This window comes from Jutongia huaianensis (genome assembly GCF_014384985.1).
Lineage (GTDB): Bacteria > Bacillota > Clostridia > Lachnospirales > Lachnospiraceae > Jutongia > Jutongia huaianensis.
In genome coordinates this window covers 1-18,861 of the sequence record NZ_JACRSX010000011.1, presented here as the reverse complement: position 1 = coordinate 18,861, position 18,861 = coordinate 1, and the positions used below count along the sequence as shown (strand labels likewise).

At 38.4% G+C, this 18,861-nt stretch carries 17 protein-coding genes and 1 pseudogene; 2 read left to right on the top strand and 16 right to left on the bottom strand.

The window, feature by feature from the left end; genetic code table 11:
- Positions 1 to 10: 10 nt before the first annotated feature.
- The 7 genes from H8704_RS08710 to H8704_RS08680 all read right to left on the bottom strand — a co-directional run bounded on the left by H8704_RS08710 (position 11) and on the right by H8704_RS08680 (position 7,198).
- Positions 11 to 472 carry a 6-carboxytetrahydropterin synthase gene (locus H8704_RS08710; RefSeq protein ID WP_022464261.1) on the bottom strand — a complete coding sequence of 154 codons (462 nt, stop codon included), beginning with the start codon at positions 470 to 472 and terminating at the stop codon, positions 11 to 13.
- Positions 444 to 1,565 carry a hypothetical protein gene (locus H8704_RS08705; protein WP_249297996.1) on the bottom strand — a complete coding sequence of 374 codons (1,122 nt, stop codon included), beginning with the start codon at positions 1,563 to 1,565 and terminating at the stop codon, positions 444 to 446. Before H8704_RS08705 ends, H8704_RS08710 begins: the two co-directional genes overlap by 29 nt.
- 3 nt (positions 1,566 to 1,568) lie before the next feature.
- Positions 1,569 to 2,936, bottom strand: a complete 1,368-nt coding sequence (locus tag H8704_RS08700; RefSeq protein ID WP_249297995.1) for a TIGR03111 family XrtG-associated glycosyltransferase — start codon at positions 2,934 to 2,936, stop codon at positions 1,569 to 1,571.
- Complete coding sequence (gene xrtG / locus H8704_RS08695) at positions 2,920 to 3,516, bottom strand: exosortase family protein XrtG (protein WP_022464258.1); 597 nt, start codon at positions 3,514 to 3,516, stop codon at positions 2,920 to 2,922. Before xrtG ends, H8704_RS08700 begins: the two co-directional genes overlap by 17 nt.
- Positions 3,517 to 5,157: a Firmicu-CTERM sorting domain-containing protein gene (locus tag H8704_RS08690; RefSeq protein ID WP_249297993.1), complete on the bottom strand. Its 1,641-nt coding sequence runs from the start codon at positions 5,155 to 5,157 to the stop codon at positions 3,517 to 3,519.
- Between the two features lie 190 nt (positions 5,158 to 5,347).
- Positions 5,348 to 6,118, bottom strand: coding sequence for a hypothetical protein (locus H8704_RS08685; RefSeq protein WP_249297992.1), 771 nt, complete (start codon positions 6,116 to 6,118; stop codon positions 5,348 to 5,350).
- A gap of 333 nt (positions 6,119 to 6,451) precedes the next feature.
- A complete protein-coding gene (locus H8704_RS08680) occupies positions 6,452 to 7,198 on the bottom strand; it encodes a tyrosine-type recombinase/integrase (RefSeq protein ID WP_249297991.1) in 747 nt (248 codons plus the stop codon).
- Positions 7,199 to 7,395: 197 nt separating this feature from the next.
- Here H8704_RS08680 and H8704_RS08675 point away from each other — a divergent pair, with 197 nt between their 5' ends.
- Complete coding sequence (locus H8704_RS08675) at positions 7,396 to 8,319, top strand: transposase (RefSeq protein ID WP_249297990.1); 924 nt, start codon at positions 7,396 to 7,398, stop codon at positions 8,317 to 8,319.
- On the top strand, positions 8,304 to 8,711 hold the full coding sequence (locus H8704_RS08670; RefSeq protein WP_330605915.1) for a transposase: 408 nt from the start codon (positions 8,304 to 8,306) through the stop codon (positions 8,709 to 8,711). The genes H8704_RS08675 and H8704_RS08670 overlap by 16 nt, the downstream gene beginning before the upstream one ends.
- Before the next feature lie 522 nt (positions 8,712 to 9,233).
- Here the strand turns inward: H8704_RS08670 and H8704_RS08665 are convergent.
- The 9 genes and pseudogenes from H8704_RS08665 to H8704_RS08625 form a co-directional block, all read right to left on the bottom strand.
- A complete protein-coding gene (locus H8704_RS08665; RefSeq protein WP_022464249.1) occupies positions 9,234 to 10,070 on the bottom strand; it encodes an SDR family NAD(P)-dependent oxidoreductase in 837 nt (278 codons plus the stop codon).
- Positions 10,071 to 10,078: 8 nt separating this feature from the next.
- Complete coding sequence (locus tag H8704_RS08660) at positions 10,079 to 11,836, bottom strand: thiamine pyrophosphate-binding protein (protein ID WP_249297989.1); 1,758 nt, start codon at positions 11,834 to 11,836, stop codon at positions 10,079 to 10,081.
- 46 nt (positions 11,837 to 11,882) lie between these two features.
- A complete protein-coding gene (locus tag H8704_RS08655) occupies positions 11,883 to 13,433 on the bottom strand; it encodes an MATE family efflux transporter (RefSeq protein ID WP_249297988.1) in 1,551 nt (516 codons plus the stop codon).
- On the bottom strand, positions 13,430 to 14,662 hold the full coding sequence (locus H8704_RS08650) for a polysaccharide pyruvyl transferase family protein (protein WP_022464246.1): 1,233 nt from the start codon (positions 14,660 to 14,662) through the stop codon (positions 13,430 to 13,432). Before H8704_RS08650 ends, H8704_RS08655 begins: the two co-directional genes overlap by 4 nt.
- A 12-nt stretch (positions 14,663 to 14,674) precedes the next feature.
- Positions 14,675 to 15,604 carry a CgeB family protein gene (locus H8704_RS08645; protein ID WP_022464245.1) on the bottom strand — a complete coding sequence of 310 codons (930 nt, stop codon included), beginning with the start codon at positions 15,602 to 15,604 and terminating at the stop codon, positions 14,675 to 14,677.
- A 38-nt stretch (positions 15,605 to 15,642) separates the two neighbouring features.
- Positions 15,643 to 16,557 (bottom strand): glycosyltransferase, encoded by a 915-nt coding sequence (locus tag H8704_RS08640; protein WP_249297986.1) that lies wholly within the window; start codon positions 16,555 to 16,557, stop codon positions 15,643 to 15,645.
- A gap of 24 nt (positions 16,558 to 16,581) precedes the next feature.
- Positions 16,582 to 17,613 (bottom strand): glycosyltransferase family 2 protein, encoded by a 1,032-nt coding sequence (locus H8704_RS08635; RefSeq protein WP_249297985.1) that lies wholly within the window; start codon positions 17,611 to 17,613, stop codon positions 16,582 to 16,584.
- A gap of 15 nt (positions 17,614 to 17,628) precedes the next feature.
- Positions 17,629 to 18,537, bottom strand: coding sequence for a glycosyltransferase (locus H8704_RS08630; RefSeq protein WP_249297984.1), 909 nt, complete (start codon positions 18,535 to 18,537; stop codon positions 17,629 to 17,631).
- Positions 18,538 to 18,555: 18 nt separating this feature from the next.
- A pseudogene (locus tag H8704_RS08625) lies at positions 18,556 to 18,861 on the bottom strand (hypothetical protein); the annotation flags it as partial.

Sequence of the window (18,861 nt, the reverse complement as noted above, 5' to 3'; positions counted from 1 at the left end):
GTGCACTCCTTTAATCAATAATACGATCTAAAATGCCATCAATCACATCACTCATCTGCTGCTTAGAACTCTTCCGGATACTTTCCAGATATTCCTGTTCTCTCTCAAAGCTGATCACATAGCTTCTGGTAGGAGTCTCACTACTCTCCATCTTGACCAGATGACCACCCAGCTCTTTGACAATACCCCGGATCTCATCCGCAAAATAATCCGACATATTTTCCAGTGTCGGTACCATATGATCAAAAGGCTCTACCTCGTTTAATATCCGATTCTGATATTTATTAAAATACTCATCAATCGCTTTCTCATATGCATCAAACTGTACGAATTTCTGGTCACTCATAAGGACATCCACCATAAACTCCCATGTATGCGGATGAATTTCACCCTCTTTTCCGTTAATGACAATAAAATGATTGGCATTAAGATAAAACTTAAATTTATATTCCCGAAACGTGGTCCGCGCCATGCTCTTTCTCCCCTTCCTGCGATATCTGTGCCATAAAGCTCCCATAGGTTTCCTGTAATTCAGATGCTTCCCGGCATTCCATCCGCCTCTCTATCCGAAAGGATACCTTTTGTAATGTCATCTGTTCCAGCGCCTTTTCCATTTCCTGTACCTGATACTGTAAAAACAGAAGGATAAGACCATCTCCGGATTCCCTCTCAAAGCGTACCACTTTTTCATCCAAAAGAATCTGCGCTTTCTGGAGAAAATCATTTCTCTGCTTTTCGGAATCAAATGCCACGCTCACAAAAACAACAGGTACAATCTGTCTCTGTACGATTTTTTGTACAAACATTTCCATTGCAGACGGTTTAAAAACACTCCATCTGGTATGATACCAGTTCATTTCCCGTATCATTTCCGTCTGCTCTGTCAACATCTTATTTAATCCGGTAATATGCTCCTGCATTGCCTTCATCCGTTTCTCCCGCAGATCCAGAACATTGGCAAAGATCATGGATACCACCAAAAGCAATCCCAATAACAGGACACCAAACACATACAGGCCAATCTTGGAAGAGAGGAAAATATTATTATCCAGAATCACCGTATCATTGGTCAGCAGACAGATCTTATATTCTGCACTGTTATACTCAAATATCACACCGGATGCCACATATCTTACCCCATCCATCTGAATCGTCTCATGGATCACCCGGTTGATCTCCAGATCCTGCAAAAACCTTGCCGCACTGTCCGAAGTAAAAAATGTCTCCGTGGTGAGACCCTTATAGCGGTTGGTTTCCGTGACATCCTTCACAAACAAAAGTGCCTGATCCTTTGTCAATGTCCAGTATTTCCTGCCGGAGGTATCCAGAGAACCCAGAATCTTCTGAACAATCTCCTCATCACTCCGTTCATCCAGCACATTGATCTGATCCAGTACCAGCTGCACATAAGCATCCTGCTGTTGTGCATAAATTGCCAGCACACTTTTTTCATATTCTTTCGCCTCATGCCATCCGATCACTGCCATAACCGCTGCTGCCAGAATGATCAATACCGATATCACCTTTACGTTGGTCAGCATCTTCCAAAATCTTTTTTCTTTCACTGCTTACTCCTTATTATTTACAAAATCTCTGATTTTTCCAAAAAATCCGGTCAGGATCCCAAAGTCGTCCTGCACTGTTTTTACAAAACTTTCTCTCTCCTGGGTAAAATTTTTTGTTTTCCAGGCGCTGTCCGTATTAATGCTGTTGATCACACCCGCAAAACGCATAAAAAATACCATCAAATTAAAAAACGGCAACAACGGGATCACATACCATTGCTTCGCATAATAACGTCTGATCTCCTTAAATCCTTTCAAAAATCCCACTGTAGAAATGTAATAAAACACACCGATCAGCACATAAAGACCATATAAAAACAAAGTGGAATACCCAATCTGCGCAAAAGAATAATTCATACACAGCAGACAGATCAGTGCCAGATACCAGATCATTCTCGGAAATGCAAAGGTATGGTCGTACAGCAATGTCCTCACGCCCACATTAGTAAACATTTTTCCTGCCTTCAGTTTATCCTTTAAAAACAGATGCGAAACCTCCAGACTGCCTCTCTGCCATCGTTGTCTCTGGGTATACAGCCGGTTCATATCCTCAATAGGATCTACGAAAAAGATCGCATCCTCGCAGATTCCTACTTTCGTATTCTGCAGATATTTCATCTGAAAAGTAATCTGTGTATCCTCACAGATCGTATCCGTATTATATAGCTGCGATTTTAATACCGCTGATTTACGAAATGCGGAAAATGCGCCTGACAATGTATAAACAGCATTCACCTCTGCCGCATAATTACGCCCCGCCAGAAATGCCTGTGCATACTCCATAAATTCGATCTTGCGGAGAATTCTCGGCATTACCGGTGGATACTGCTGCACCTGCTTCGGATCTGTCAGGATCACCCCCGTCATACACTCGATGGACTGATCATCTTCAAACCGGTATACCATATTGCGGATGGCTGACCGCTCCAGCAAACCATCGCTGTCAATATGAATAATATATTTTCCTTCACTGTTAAACAATGCCAGATTCAACGCCTTCGACTTTCCCTGCTTTGCATTCAGCCACTGCATCCGAAGCTGCGGATACTTTTGCTGACATTCACAAAACACCTGAAAGCTGTCATCCTGCCCCTGATTATTTACCAAAAAAATACGGATTTTCTCATCGGGATAATCACTCTCATCAATGGAACGGATACACTGCTCCAACGTATCCATGGAATTATAGATCGGTACGATCAGAGAAATCTCCGGATCAATCGCAGGCTTCACAATCTTTCTGCGGAAAATATGCTTCTTGATCAGCACAAAAACACTTCCCACAGAAGGTACGATCTCCATCAGGACCGGAATAATGATCCAGGCCGCCCAGAATAAAAAAGAATTGCAGAATCTATTTATCAGTTCCATAAGTAAATCCACCTACTTTCTGGCGCACGATCTGGGTCTTCGTAAACACAAAGAAGTACAATAAAACAGACAGGCCATAAAAAATGAGTCTTCCAATAAATGTATGGGCTACATAATAGGAAGGCATGCCCCAGATATAAATGATCACACAGATAGCAATGATCCGAAGTGCATTGGCAAAAATAATATAAAACGTACCCAGAATCCCCACCACAACTCTCTCATATACCGTATATGCACGAAAAAAAGCCACCAAAGACACAAATGCCATGATTTCCAGAATCCCGGAACACTCAAAATCAATCAACAGAGAAATGGCACCGGCCTTGGAATCCACAAAGATCACACCATATTTAAAATATGCTGAAAACATCCCTGTCAGCTTTCCAAAACCGCCCGCGATCACTGCTACAAACTGCGCCAGCGGCTGCATACAATACGGCCGCACAAATACCATCATCAATACAAAAAGACCACAGCTTCCCCAGATAAAACGCCACGCCGGAAGCTCACTTTTGCGGGTAACCCGCAAAACATAAAGCCACACCACCACAATCAGCAACGCAAAAATTGGTGTCATTTATACCACCTTCCGCTTGAACTTCCGGTATCCAAACACTGCCAATACAGAAAGTCCGCAAAGAACAAGTCCCAGCCAGGTACCGGTAGAAGTTCCTGCAATGGATACCCATTCCTGACCAATATTAATATACTGCGCCTGGATCAGTTTCATATCGGAAGCATCTATACCAAAATGATCTGCCAGTTTTTCCAGATCCACCTGATACTCCACCTCATCAGATACAGACTTTCCCTCTGCTGTCTGATTTACTGTCAGATACATTTTTCCATACACAGGAGCATCCTTGTCACTAATATTTGCAGCGGTAGAACCTGAATTTAAATCCCATAAATAGTACTCATATGTTCCTGCATCCAAATGATCCAGCTTACAGTCCTTATCAATATTACCATCCTTATCCACTGCTACCAGCCGGAAATTAATGGCTGTGTTGTCATTTTCATTTACCCGGATCGTAAAAGGCTGAAACTCCTTTTCATTCATATGAAGCATGGAGAGTACATGACCGTATAATGTCGTGCCATCCATATAAAGTGCTGCCTCAGCATCATTTCCAACACCTCCGCTGGTGGAATACTGGATCAGCTGATGTGGATAATAATCCCAGTCGGAATATTTTCCATCATAAACAATCTTATAGAAATTCTTGTCTATCTGTGTATCCTCTTTGCGATTGGCAATATTATCAATTAGAACATCCTCATCCATATAATATCCGAAAGAGATGGTTTCTTTATACTGACGAATCGCAGATGCCGGAATCGCAATCTCGTACTGACGGTTCGAATAGGATACCTTTGCCCCGTCAATTCCCTCAATATGATCCTTGCGAAGCTGAAACGTGGTATGTCTGCCCAAATCCGTATAAATCGTATATTTCCCATTACTGCTTGATCCTGCTCCTGTCGCAGAACCAGTCTCCTGCTCCTTCACATACAGATACAGATAATCTCCGTCAAATACAGCTGCCGTCTCACGGATCCACTGATCCTCCACCTGCTTCTTTGCAACGGCATCCCAATCCGTAAAAGTACCATCAATAGTAATCCCCTGATAAACAGCCGTTGTCGGCGTTGGCTGCGCAAGCTCCTTCACATCTTTTATATCTGTACTCTCCACAGAACTGCCACAATATGTGATGGTATAATCCTCTTCTACAAAGAAAGTTTTCGGAACCGCAAACTCTATTTCATACTTATCTGCTTCCTTGCTCGGAGAATACACCCCCCGGGCTCCATCAATATCCCCATACCAGGCATCCTTAAACTCCTTCATCATATTGGCAAAACGGATCTGTGTATGGCTGCCTCCCTGCCCGCTCTGATATTTAATACTTACAAATGTATTGGTAATCGGAAGACCATACTCATTGCCGCCATTCTGCTGCACATAAAAGTACACATAATCCTCATCCTGCATCACAGCCCACTTCGCCACGGCACTGTCCGTAGAAGACTGCATCTCTACTCCGGTCCACTCCTTCGGATCTCCGTCCACACTGACATTAACAGCTGCCGCCACCTGTGCTGTCGTCACGGAATGAACTCCAATTGCCGCCAAAGCCACTACTGCCGCTCCTGCAAATATCCTTCCTTTGTCATATATTCTCTTAAATCTATTTAACATCCTCTTTCGCATCTCTATCACTTCCTCTTATGTCTTTCCTATGTCTGTTGAAGTTTTTAGTATCTATAAAATAAGGGTAGGAAATGATTATTTCCTACCCTCTCATATATTTTATCGTCTGATATACAAAGAAATATTATAGCAGAATATACGGATTCGTCAAATGGAAAAATGTGAAAATTGAATGAAATAATGGCATATTTTACCCTTGCGCTAACAACTCTTTCTCGGCAGCTTCCAATTCAGTCTCAGAATAATCCAAAGAAAGAATCATTTCCCTGTTGAATCCGTTTTGAAGCATTTTTCGGATTGCATTCATTCTTTCCTCTGAACGCCCCCGTTCAAGGCCTTTTTCCAGTCCTATCTTTTCGCGTTCTTCCGCATAATCCTTTGCATAGTTCTTTGCATAATCCTCTACTGTTTTACACATCTCCCCAAAACCTCCTTCCGTCTCTTTGAAATACTTTACCGCCCTGCTTAATTCCGGAAATTTTACATCCTCAAATGCATCTTTCCGCAAAAAAAACTGAAGCAGCTCGGATTTGTCCGAATCATCCCTGACCACGGTATTTGCAAAAAAAATTTCTTCCCCATCATCAACTGGTACATAGCCTTCTTGGGTATCCATGCACCGCTTCACGCGCGTGATCATCTGTCCGTTATGCAGTGCATCATATTCCGTGATATACAGAATGACCACCTGCGGAATATCTGAAAAGTCCGTTCCTTTTGGCGTATATGCACCATTTTTCAGAATACATAGCACATCAAGAACAATCTCCCTGTACAGACTCGTGATAACACACTGCGGTGTTACTTTTAATCCCCTTAACTGTGGTCTGTCCAATAGTGTGCGGAGTATTTCCTGACAAGCTTCTTTTCTTTCCGCCACCAGCCGAAACATGGCATCATCAATGATCCTCAGATTTTCTGCCGTTTCCTTTGTGGCTTTTGAGTACTGTGTATTACCCACTATTTTACCTCACTTTCCCTGCTTATATAGAACTGTCATAAAACAAGTAAAGTGTAGCTTATCTGTCTAGTATTTATATCTCATATCATATCATCATCCGTCCCGCAAATCAACGCCAGCTTTCCTTGTTTTATTTTGAGCCAAGATTATCATTCTTCCTTGGAAACTTCAATATATTCTGGAAAATTGCCGCGTCACAGCATGCATTATCATGAAATTGCCGTGTACACAACGACGTAATGATAACAACAGTGCATATACGTTCAGCAAACATATATCTACGATAGTATCAGTCCCACAAAAAAGGGACGATTTCTCGCCCCTTACCCACTCTCATTCCTGACTACTGTCAGGATAAGATATCGTATAGTATTGTCGGATCAACTGCCGCTTCAAATTCTGTGGATACACTTTCTCCTGGTCTACCCCTGCTCTTTCTGCCAACAACTTCATCTGTCTCCATATGTATCCCCGGTCAATCACATTTCCACTGGAGGTCCGAAAGATCACTCCCGTCTGCAGTCCCTGATGAGCAATATATTCCTCCAGTCCCTGCAGCAACAGCTCCGGCAAATAAATATCATACTCCTCACCGGCACGAAGCACCGGCACAAAGCCATCCTGTACCGCCTCTACAGTCAGATTACCCAGTTCACTGATCCGAAGTTCTGTCCCTCCCAAAACCTGAATCAGCTGCACCATGCGGTAATCCTTCCTCTCCAGTGCCGTATCAACCAGCCGTTTATATTCCTCCGGAGTCAAACGAAGCAGCCTCTCCTGATTACTTTTTTTGCGAATCTTTAAGCTTTTGCAGTAAATATCGGTCCGCCCCAGAAATTTACAGAAAGATTTGATGCCGGCAATGACAGAATTTACACTTCTTATCTCGTAACCGGCATCAATCAGACTCTGCAAATATTCATCCGTCGCCGCCTGGGTAAACTCTCTTTGTTTTTCCAATAAAAATGTGCGGAACTTCATAATGTCCCGCACATACTTTTTAATTGTATTGATGTTCTTGTCCGATTGGACAAGATAAGATTCAAAATTCGAAATATCTGTTGGGGTTATTGAATACATAAAAACCTCCGTAAAATGCTGTTATATATGGTTCTCCTTTTTTTCTTGGGGTTTCTACTCATTTTTATGGGGTTTCCCCCCACAAAGTCGCATGTTTACGACTTTCGAAACCATTGTTACTACCGATTCCGATGCTATAATGGCATCATGTTGTTCTTGACCTAGGACAATAAATAAAAAAACAGGAGGTAGCAACAATGGCTACGAAAATCGTAAATTCTTTAGCCGGTCTCCCGGCAGAAGTAACTGTCAAAAAACTGGTAAAGCGTTCCAACTATGACGAACTCTGGATCTCATTTCCGGAATCAGAACGTATCTGCCCACACTGCAGTTCTCAGGACTGCATTATCAAGGATTCCGGCAAGAACTATACCGTCTATCATTCTGCAGTCCATCACAGATCGACCCACCTGCATATGCAGCGTAAACGCTACTATTGCAAGTCCTGCCGCCGTACCTTTATGCAGCATCCGGACTGGCTTCACCCGACACTGCACATCACACAGCTGCTCCACATCAACATCTGTCTCTCTCTGACAAAAATGCTGTCTCTCCGGACAGTTGCCGAAGAAAACGGTGTGTCAGAATCCATCGTCTACTCGGACCTTGACCTGATCAGTTTTGACACTGTAAAAAGCCTTCCGCAGACGATCGCCATCGACGAATTCAAAGGCGACAGCAGTACCTGGAGCAGCGACCGGCAGCGCTGGATCAAAGCAAAATACCACACGAACATCATCGATGGTGACAGCCGTTCGGTGATCGACATCCTTCCGGTGATCCGTGCTTCTGACCTCAAAAAATACTTCCGCCAATTTCCAAAGCACGAACGCGATAACGTCCACTTTTACTGCTGTGACATGCACAACGGCTTTGTTTCCGTGGCAAGAGACGTCTTCCCTCAGGCTGTGATCTGCATTGACATGTTCCATGTCATCAAGCATCTGAACGACTGTGTCAGCAAGATCCGCCGGCAGCTTCAGCGCGAACTGGAACCCACTGACCCAGACTACAAGCTGCTGAAAGGCTCCATGCGGATGCTTATTGCCAAACAGTCCAGCATCGACGCCAAGTACGATCAGAAAGCTCCTGTCGTGAAAAAAAGATTGATAAACTGTTAAAGACCTACCCAGACCTTGATGAAGCCTATCAGGCACTCCAGTCTTTCCACCGCATAAATGATATGACCATGTTCGTTTTTCAGCGCACACAGCTCACAGAATGGCTCAATGCCTACTGTTCCTCCGAAGTACCGGAAGTCCGCAGCGTCGCCAACATGGTCCGGCACTGGCGGGGATATATCCAGAACACCTGGAAATACGGCAAGTCCAATGGTGTCTGTGAGGGCTACAACAACCGGATCAAGGTTTTCAAACGTACCTGCCACGGTCTTCACAACTTTGAGTCCTTCCGCAAACGGATCCTGCTCACCTGCGGTGTCACGCAGTTTGTCACGAATCCGGCATCTCTGTTTCAGAGAAACCGCACTAAGAAAGGAAGCTCTCCGTTATAATCGACCGCACTCGCTATTAGAATACTAAGGAACCTTTTCCATACAGATCCTACATCCAGGAACTGGAAACAGAGCTTGCTGTTGCTGAATATACGATCCAGGAAGCCAACGAAGCATTCCAGTCTCTCCGGCAGGATTACCATAGACTTTTGGATCATGCTGCTATGCTGGAAGAAATCCTCCATCAAAACGGCATTCCATTTCCAGAAACCGATGAATAATCACTGCATCCGGCAGTAATAAACTGCCCATGTCATGACCAAATAGAAAGGAGGCTGATACCCCAAAAACTTCACTTAAAAAAGGACTATCTCGTCTTCTCGTGTACATTGTAGGGTAGTCATTATATGACCAAATATCCACTTCTTTTTCTGACCACCACATAGACAATTTATTAAAATTTCCCCTTTCCCCATTATCCAGTTTTAAAAAAGCTTTTCTTCCTTATTTTTCAATACATGTGAGATATTTTCCCACATTTAGATGAAGAACCTCGCAATTTTTCCGTTCCCCTTCACATTATCAATATTTAGTAGTTCCAGACCCTCCACTAATGTAAAAAGTATCCCCCACTACCAAATTACACATATCACTGACCATTATTACTGCTAATTGTCCAATTTCTGAAGGTGTTGCAAATCGCTTGGCCGGTATACAGTCAGTATACAATGTATCTTCCGCTTTACGTCCAAGCATTGCCGTTGCAACTGGTCCTGGCGCAATCGCATTTACAATTATACCATACGGTATCAACTCAGCTGCTGCTCCCAGTGTAAATGATCGCACTCCACTTTTTGATATTTCATAAGGTGTATAGCCTGGTTTTAAAGCTGCTGCTGAACTAACATTAAGAATATGTCCTTTTATTTTCTTCTTTTTCATATAATTGCTCACTGACTGCGTCATAAAAAACATTCCCTTAAGATTCGTATTCATAACTGAATCATATGTTGTTTCTGAAACAGTTCCAAACTTTTGATTTCCATGCACTCCTGCACAATTCACAAGAATATCAATTTTGTTTTCCTGGAACAATGTGACAGCCTGTGACACTTTATTATCAAACATTGTTACTTTATTCAAATCTATCTGTACACCTCTTGCAGAATTGCCAAGTTTTTCAACAGTATTCTTTACCTTTTCTTCTTTTGTACCCGAAACAATAACCTTTGCACCAGCCGCAATAAATGCTTCAGCAATCGCCACTCCGATTCCTCCAGTTCCGCCAACTATCAATGCAACTTTATTTTCCAATAAATTGCTTTGATTTTTAGGAATATTAATTGAAACAATATTTTTTTCATTCTTTTTTGAGTAATAATAATCTATTAACTCTCGAATTTTTAAGCCTACACTCATTTTTCACCTCAATCATTTTTACGCATAATTTTTTGACTTATTTTTACACCTTTTCGTCCAAGAATATTTTTTGCAATTTTTTTTGTTTTTTTTATAACATTTTGTTCGCTTTCCGAAAAATCAGCTAAACTCTGAATCAAATCAAGTGCACTTACATCCTCCTGTTCATCTATAAACACTTCAAAAAACATTGGTTTTTCTTTATGTTCTGTTGCGGTAAACTCTTTCATTGCTACAAAAAAACTCTTTTTATCAGTCGCGGATAAATACTGAAATCCCAAATCTTGTGCATAATGTTTTAAAAGTTCTGGCGATTTTTCACCATAATGCCCATAAGCCGAAATATATTCATTTGCCAAATCTCCAAGGCCTGCTTTCTGAACATTTCCTAAGGAATTTTTGAACTCTCCTCCTAATCCATTATTAACAACAAGAATACGTACATTAGATGCAATATGCTTATTTCCCAAGCTATTCATGTCATAAAAAAAAGCTAAATCTCCAAATATACCATAATATATTTTATCAAAATCCACAAATGATGCACCTATTAGACTTGAAACACCACCGTCAATTCCAAAGCCCCCCGTATTTGAATAACCTCGAATGCTATGGTCAATTTCAAAACAATTCCAACAACGGAGAGAATTCAAAATTCCAAAATGGATAATAGAATTTTTAGGCATATTTTTATGCATGTTCTGTGCAATCCACAAAGAAGAAAATGCCATATCATTATCATAGTTCTGCATTGCCTCTATTCGTAAATTATATACAGCGTGCCACTTTTCATATTGTGTAGTCTGACCTATTTGATAATAGTCGCAATACGCCATAAAAAAATCTTCCTCTTGCATTTCAAATACTTTTGTAAGATGTTGGTATGTGTCCCGAATCTCACCATCAGAATTCACTCTCCATATTTCTCTAGCCGATGATGGCCATGATGCCGATATATTTCCCAAGTGGATCAAAAGATCTATCTTTAAATTAGGAAATCCTCCAATATCGAATAGTCCACAAGGAATGCCATACTTTCCTGTGTAATTACTTGTTTGATCATAAAAAACAAACGCATTATATTGTTCACAAAATGATTCAACCGCAACTTTTAATTTTTCACTCCACGCCGAATGAGCTCCCACAAATATTGCAATATTGCCATTAGATAATTTAGGTAACTCCCTCCCAAAATTAATTCTTTGAATAACACGTTCTTGTGGAAGTTTACTTACGGAAAAATCAAGGCTATAGGATGTAGTCAAATTAATATGCACCGGTCCTCTTCCGTTTCGATAAAGTTCCATCAGGGCATCATTAATCTTCAAATTGCATTCCCATTCTTCTTGCTCATTCAGTATGACTGGAAGATGTACACTTTTTACTGCAATGTCATTTGGTATAACGGTTCTATCAATCAGTTGATCACGATTTTGTCCAAGCCAAGCAATTGGTCGTGTTGCCGTTACTGCAACAATAGGTAACTTTCTATAATATGCCTCCGTCAATCCTGGCATATAGTTTCTTGATGCCGTAGCTCCAGTACAGCAAATCACAACAGGTTCTTGAGATTCTTCTGCCAACCCACAAGCAATATATGCTGCGGATCGTTCGTCAACAGATGAGTACAATTCAAACTCTCCATCATATTGTGCACTTGCTACAAAGGATGCATTGGCACTTCCTGGACTTAATACCATTTTTTTTATTTTGTGTGCTTTTAATAGTGCCAATAACATTTGTACATTTCTTTCACTTGAATACATATTTCTTTTCCCCTTTACTATACACTTTTGCAGAAAAGTCTCTTCGTTATTTTTTTATCATTTTTAATACTTTCGTTATTTTATACTTGGTTATCTTATCAACCAGTTCAACCATCTGATTATAATAACTGTTTTCTCTATATATAGCAAACATTACTATATTCGATAAAGCGACCGAAAGAATTAAATTTATTATAACCTGCCCCAACAAAGATAACCCTCTTGTTGTTCTGCACAAGATCCAGCACAAAAATGCAATAATACATGCAGCAAAGAAATATATCACAAACTCTTTCACAAATTGTTTCAAACTTCTATGAAACACATATTTAAAAACATTACTAATCATCCATGGCATTGATACAAAAACATAACTAATGATAGTTGAAAGCAATATTGCGTAAATGCCCCAATATTGAACTAATGCAATATTAAAAAACATATTAACCATTGCCGCAATAAGTGGACGGAATCTATCCTGATGCCACACGCCTGCAGCATCTTTATACATTCCATTTACTTGTTGCATCGTTACAAGATAAAAATAAACACAAAAAAGTGCAACAACAATTTCATCAAAAATATAATCTTTTCCTACCCAAAGTTCGATAAATGGTTGATATATTGTTGCAAAGCAACACATACAAACGGTAACTATCCAATTTGTCAAAAATGTAAGAACTCTAAAATCGTTATAATTTTTTTCTGCGCTTTCCATTACCATGCTATTACCGACCCCAGCCAAACAGGAACTAAAAACTACTGTCAAAATCCCCATAACTGAAGACATAATAAAATAGTAGTTTTGATACATGGCCAGAATTGTCAAACCCAGAAATGCCGAAATAACAATCGTATCTGCAGAATTAACAATCGTCGCTCCAAGTTTTGCAGTAAACAGGTCTTTAATTCTTTGATTGATTGTTTTTACCATTTTATCAGGCAAATTTCCTTTTGGTTCCATATCTGAATATAAACGCGATGCTACCATTGCAGTAATAACATTCGCCATCGCCTGCGTAAAAAGCATAACAATAATGTAAAGATAATAGTTATGAAACACCCACAAAACCATCAGTTGTATAGCATATTGAAGCGATGTTGTTATAATTGTTATCTTACTCGCTATGTCACTTCGTTGATAAGCCTGAAGCAAAGAATTCTTATAAGCAAACATCCAATATGTCATTACCGTGGCTGCCAAATTTATCAAATACAGAATATAAACATTTAACTGTTCAGGAATATCCCCGTTTATTAGTTTTGGAATCAAAGGGGTCAATAATGCACCAACACAAGCAATTATTAGCCCTACGAAAAAATAGTATTTTTTGTACAGCCTCAACAATGCACAAATTGTTAATTTGTCATTCTCAGCAATTGGTTTATACATACTATAGACCATTGCCGAACCTACTCCAAGTTCTGCAAGATTCAAAACTTGCAAAACGGATGTAAACAAACTATTTAATCCTAAATACTCTACTCCCATCAGATAAATCATTGCTGTTCGCATCAAAAAAGGCAATAAAATTTGGTAAAGTTTCAAGATGACTCCAAACACCATATTTCTTGTTGCGTTTTGGGTTCTGTTCATATCACTGTGTCTTCTCTTTCTAATATTGTTTCTAAAATATCTGTCGTTTTATGAGCTTCAGTTTTCATAAAGGTGTGTTTATTACAAAGGAACTTTTTGTACTCATCATACTGCTTTACAAGGTACTCAAAACGATTTTTCAAAACATCTTTCGACAGATTTTGAAGATCAATGCAATACTCTACTAAGTCCATTTTTTCCATAAATCCTTTCATCTTCTGTTCGTATGATATCGAAATGAAAGGTGTCCCCATCTTGGCAGAAAAAATATTACTATGGTATCGCATACCAATAACTGCGTACAACTGACCTACCAAATATTGTTGAAAATACGCATCATATCGTCCATCATTTGCTGTCACTATAAAATAATCATTTGTATCACAACAGAATTTACACATCAAATCATAATCGTTTGCGTTTCCGTATAATTGAGGAATAAACACTACACCATAGCCAATCTTTGTAATACTTGAAAAGAACTCATGAAATATATCACGAACGTTTTTAGCAATTGCAGGATCCTTTGAATACACTGGATGCCACTGTAAATCAGTAATAGTAACACCTACGCATTTTTCATGTTTTTCTAAAAATCTCTTCAAGTCTATATATTGATTCAGCTTTTCTTGATTCTGTTCAGTATTTACATCATGTTGAAATGCCGAATCCAAAGTCGAAGAAACTTTTTTGTTTGGAACAATACTACGTACATATTTCTCTGAAATGGGATCTCTTAACACAATCGCTTCTGAATGTTCCAGAATCTTTTTACGCCACGAATTACGTTCTTCTCTCTGAAATGGTCCCATAGACGGAGCATAAAACATATATGGCTTATGCATTGCAATCAGCAAATCATAAATTGCAAGATAGGTTGATTCATCACTATAGTATGTATCACCTATGCTTGGACCTCCCGGTGCATGTAAAATAATATCAGATTTGGAAATCTCCGAAATCAATACCCTCTCATTTAAAGAAATTGATATCTTTCCGTCCGTCAGCACAGCAATTCTATGTGCAACTTTAGCTTTAAAAGAAATTGGCATAAACTGATGAATCATTTTAACATTGGACGGCATATTAGGATATTTTGTTCCTGCACCACGGATGGCTAGTATAATTTCAACTTCCGGATGTGCAACACTTATTTCATCTACCATCGCATGAACAGCAGCTTCATCACCACGATTATCCGAATGACAGTTAATAACTAGAATTCTCATTTTTATTCTTCCTTATAAATTAAATTTTTTCAACCATTCTAAAATAGTCAATGCTTGATAGCCGGTTTCGATATATGGCTTATTCATAAATTCATCATCTATCACTATATTGTTCCTGTCTACAATCAAGATGTTATCAGAATAAATTGGATATTCCTTTATATACGAATTTACCGTAATCACTTTCGTCTTTGTTAGCAATGCATCAAATGAACGTGTAGTAGGACCCTCTTGTGTGGATTGCGGTACATCTATAAGAGCTTTAGACTTCCGCATATATTCTATATATTTTTCATATGTCAACGGCTGATCGTGACAAAACCGTCCATTCGTATGTGTTGGATCATATAAATAAATAAATAATCTATACTTTTTCCCATACTTTACATACAATTCATCTGCAATTTTCTGTCTATCCGAGTGTGCCGATCCAATAAAAAGAATGTCGTATATATCTTCCGAATTATGTCCAACTGTTTTATTTTGGACAAACATTGGGCAATACGAGAAATTATATTTTTTACACTCGGAAATATTATATGCAAACTTCTCATCAAAAAGCTTGATATGTGATTGTTTTATCAAGTTTCTCACATCATCCCACGCATAATAGATATAACGTGCTTGCGGATTTCTTTCCTTTATTACCTGATAAAATTTATCAGATAAAAAAGACCCATTAATGCAAAATACCACCGAATAGTAATTTTTCGCTGCATTCACCTTTTCAAGCGTTTGCATCAAATACTTAGCTTCAGCTCTCTCTTGATCATGTTCCTTAATTATTAAAAAAATTTTTCGCAATATCCACCGAAATTTACTACACTTTTTATATTCATCAAGAATTGCCTTATCAAATTGGTCACAATTAAGCAATGTTACTTCATATTTTTTTTCCAACTGATTTTGCAAGCTTTTTTCATATCCCATAAATGAGGGCATTAAAAGCAAAATCCTTTTCAATGATACCATCCTTTCAATTATGTGTGCTCTCTTAGTAACAATGTTGTTTTTTCAACGATGTCTCTCCAAAAAAAACAATTTTTCGGAATTTGTGTAGCAGCTTTAATTTTTTTAATACATGATCCATTTTTTATTATTTGTTTTTCGTTTTTATAGCGTGTAAGCTGCTCAACCTGCCTATGGAATTTTTCAGAATCAAGAAATTCTGTAATGGACTCTTCCGTTAGCAAATCAATCCGTTTCATATTTTGAGCAAGATAATCTCTTAGAAGAAATTGTTCTGCCTCGTGTGATTTTGACACGCCACTCTTACGTATTCTATAACTTAGTTCAACTTTAGGTATATTTCCAATTTTATATCCATTATTTATTGCCCGTAGCATAAAATCATAATCTTCACAATGTGGTGTTTTTCGGTACCCATGTAATTTTAAACAAACTTCACGCTTTAAAAACCACGTGGGATGACAACTACAGCTTCCCCATCGCATAAACTTTGCAATCTGATTATGTTTCTCTGGAAATCTCATCAAAGATTTAATCGTTTCTCCGTGCTCATCAATCGTTTCAATATAACTACCAATCATATCTAAATGATTTTTTTTTAAATATAGCAACTCATCCTGTATTCTTGATTGACGACTTATATCATCGGCATCCATTCTAGCCACGTATTGACCTTCACATAATTTCAATCCTGCATTTAAACTTTTTACAAGCCCTAAATTCTTTTCATTACGAATAATTCTAATTCGACTGTCTACATATGTTTTCAATGTTTCTTCCAACTCGCAGTTATTAGGGTTATCATTAATAATTAAGAATTCAAAATTGGAATACGTCTGATGTAAAATAGAATTTATACTCTCATCCAATTCTTTCGGTGTTTCATTGTAGGTACTCATAAGAATAGAAACTAAAGGAGCTTCCATATCACATCCTCCATTTTCAAATATTTACTCAATTCTCTTCTTTTTATTCTGAAGCCACGTCAAAAAATATACCATATAAACCAACATATGCTCCATTGCAAAGTTGTAAACATATTGTGACTTGTTAAAAGAAGTTTTAGGATAACTTCTTATTAACCTTTGAACATCTTTTCGGGAACAAATCTTTCTGATGTTTTGAATTGCCGTTCCAAAACCATTTTTATCTGTATAAAATACTTCAAGTTTAATGCAAGTACGAATATGTCCAATAAAATTTGTATCTAAACGATATTGTGCTTCCCCCGGCAAGTTCAAATCCTGTATTTTAACGCCCATATAATGATACAATTCCATAACAAGTTCCAACTTGTTTGGCTTGTATGTATGCGTTAAGGATTCTTCATTAAAGCAATAATAATAAACAGGTTTATGGAGAATATATACCTTTTCACATAAGGGATACGCTTCTACGCTAAAAGCAAGATCCTCCCAAATAAGTTTTCGCTCAGACGGAAAAACAAGATTATTTTTTATAAACAATTCTTTTTTATATAGTTTCCAACATGCCGTATAAGAAAGAGCATCTAACTTATTACCTTTATTTCCCATCATATGAACCATAAGTGTTTCTTTAATTTCGTTTCCACTGTAGATACGCTCTGACACTGTAACTCTCTGTTCTTCATTTTTATAGTAATGACTTGCAATTACCACATCTACGTCTGTCGCAATTGCTCTTTCCAACATGACTGCAATCGCATCCAATGTTAAATAGTCATCCGAATCAACAAATGTGATATACTCACCAGTGGCTCTTTCAATACCATAATTCCGCGTCAGGCCAAGACCCTCATTTTCTTTATGAAATACTCGAATTCGTGAATCTTGTAATTCATATTTCTTACATATGGAAAGTGAAGAGTCTTTTGATCCATCGTCCACCAAAAGAATTTCAATATTTTGGTAGCTTTGTCCGAGAAGCGAATCCACGCATCTCTTCAGATATTTTTCTACATTATACACTGGAACAACAATTGTTACCTTCTGCTCTTTCATTTCTTTCTCCCTTCCTCAATACCAATTTAATAAAATCCCAAGTTTTAGTGCAAACGTTCCACTGAATGTCAGCCTTTTAAAAGTCGGATCAAATAAAAGCGACATTTTATCATAGAACACTGTTTTGTAATCGCTCGCTTTTTTTAAAAAAGCCCGATCATTAGGCTGCAAAAGGTCACTGTAAAACTCTAATATTGCTGTGCTGATGTTAGGATACGACTTCTTTTGCAACGTCTTTTTCAGCCTGTATTGAATCCCTGTTCCTTTTGTTCCCTCTCCTGTAACACTGGTATCATACCGAATCCAATAATAAAGTTCTTCATCTACATAATATACTTTACCAAACCAATGACATAATGTTCCAACCCACATATCATGTGGCAAATCGTCCACTTCGGGCCACACTCTGCAAACCAGCTCTTTCGCACTCTTATTGATAACCGTCGCCGCGCCATAATTATATGTTTTAATTAGTGTAAGTTTTTTTGTCAACTGTTCCGGTTTCAAAATTTCAACCTGTTCATCCAAGCGATTCAGTCGAACATCACTACGTTGCATTTTGCAATACGCCAGTTGCGGAATCTGATCTGCTTCCTGCATTACATCAATACACCTAATTAGCTTATTCGGTTTCCAAACATCATCCTGATCTGCAAATGCATAATAGTCTGCATCGCCACTCATTGAAAGCCCCAACCAAAAACTTTTTGCAAAGCCAACATTTTCTCCCTTGATGATTTTAATCTTATTTTGCGGATGGTTTTGTACATATTTTCGCACAACTTCCAACGTATTATCTTTACTGCAATCATCTCGTATCAAGACTTGAACTTTTACACCAGTCTGCCCGAAAATAGACTCCAACTGTCGCTCAATATACTTTGCACCATTATATACAGAAATTACAACCATAACTATTTTCATACTTTTATCTATCGTCCTTTATATTCCTTCTATTTTATATTTTAATTTTTCAAAAATGCTGTCAGTTCTAAAATCATTAAATGCCCAGAGAATAAATGGTAGGAACGAGTAGTCAACCAAGTCATTATCAACAAAATTTATCCAAAAAACAGCCATCAACGTCCCCAATATACACACATTTCGTTTATTCGTTTTTGCTAAACGATAAGCAATCAAAAAATAAACAAATAAAATCAGAATTCCATATCTCAATATTATATACAAATATCCATTATCCAAAACAATCGTACTTAGATTTTTTCCATTAACATAGGTAATATTGTC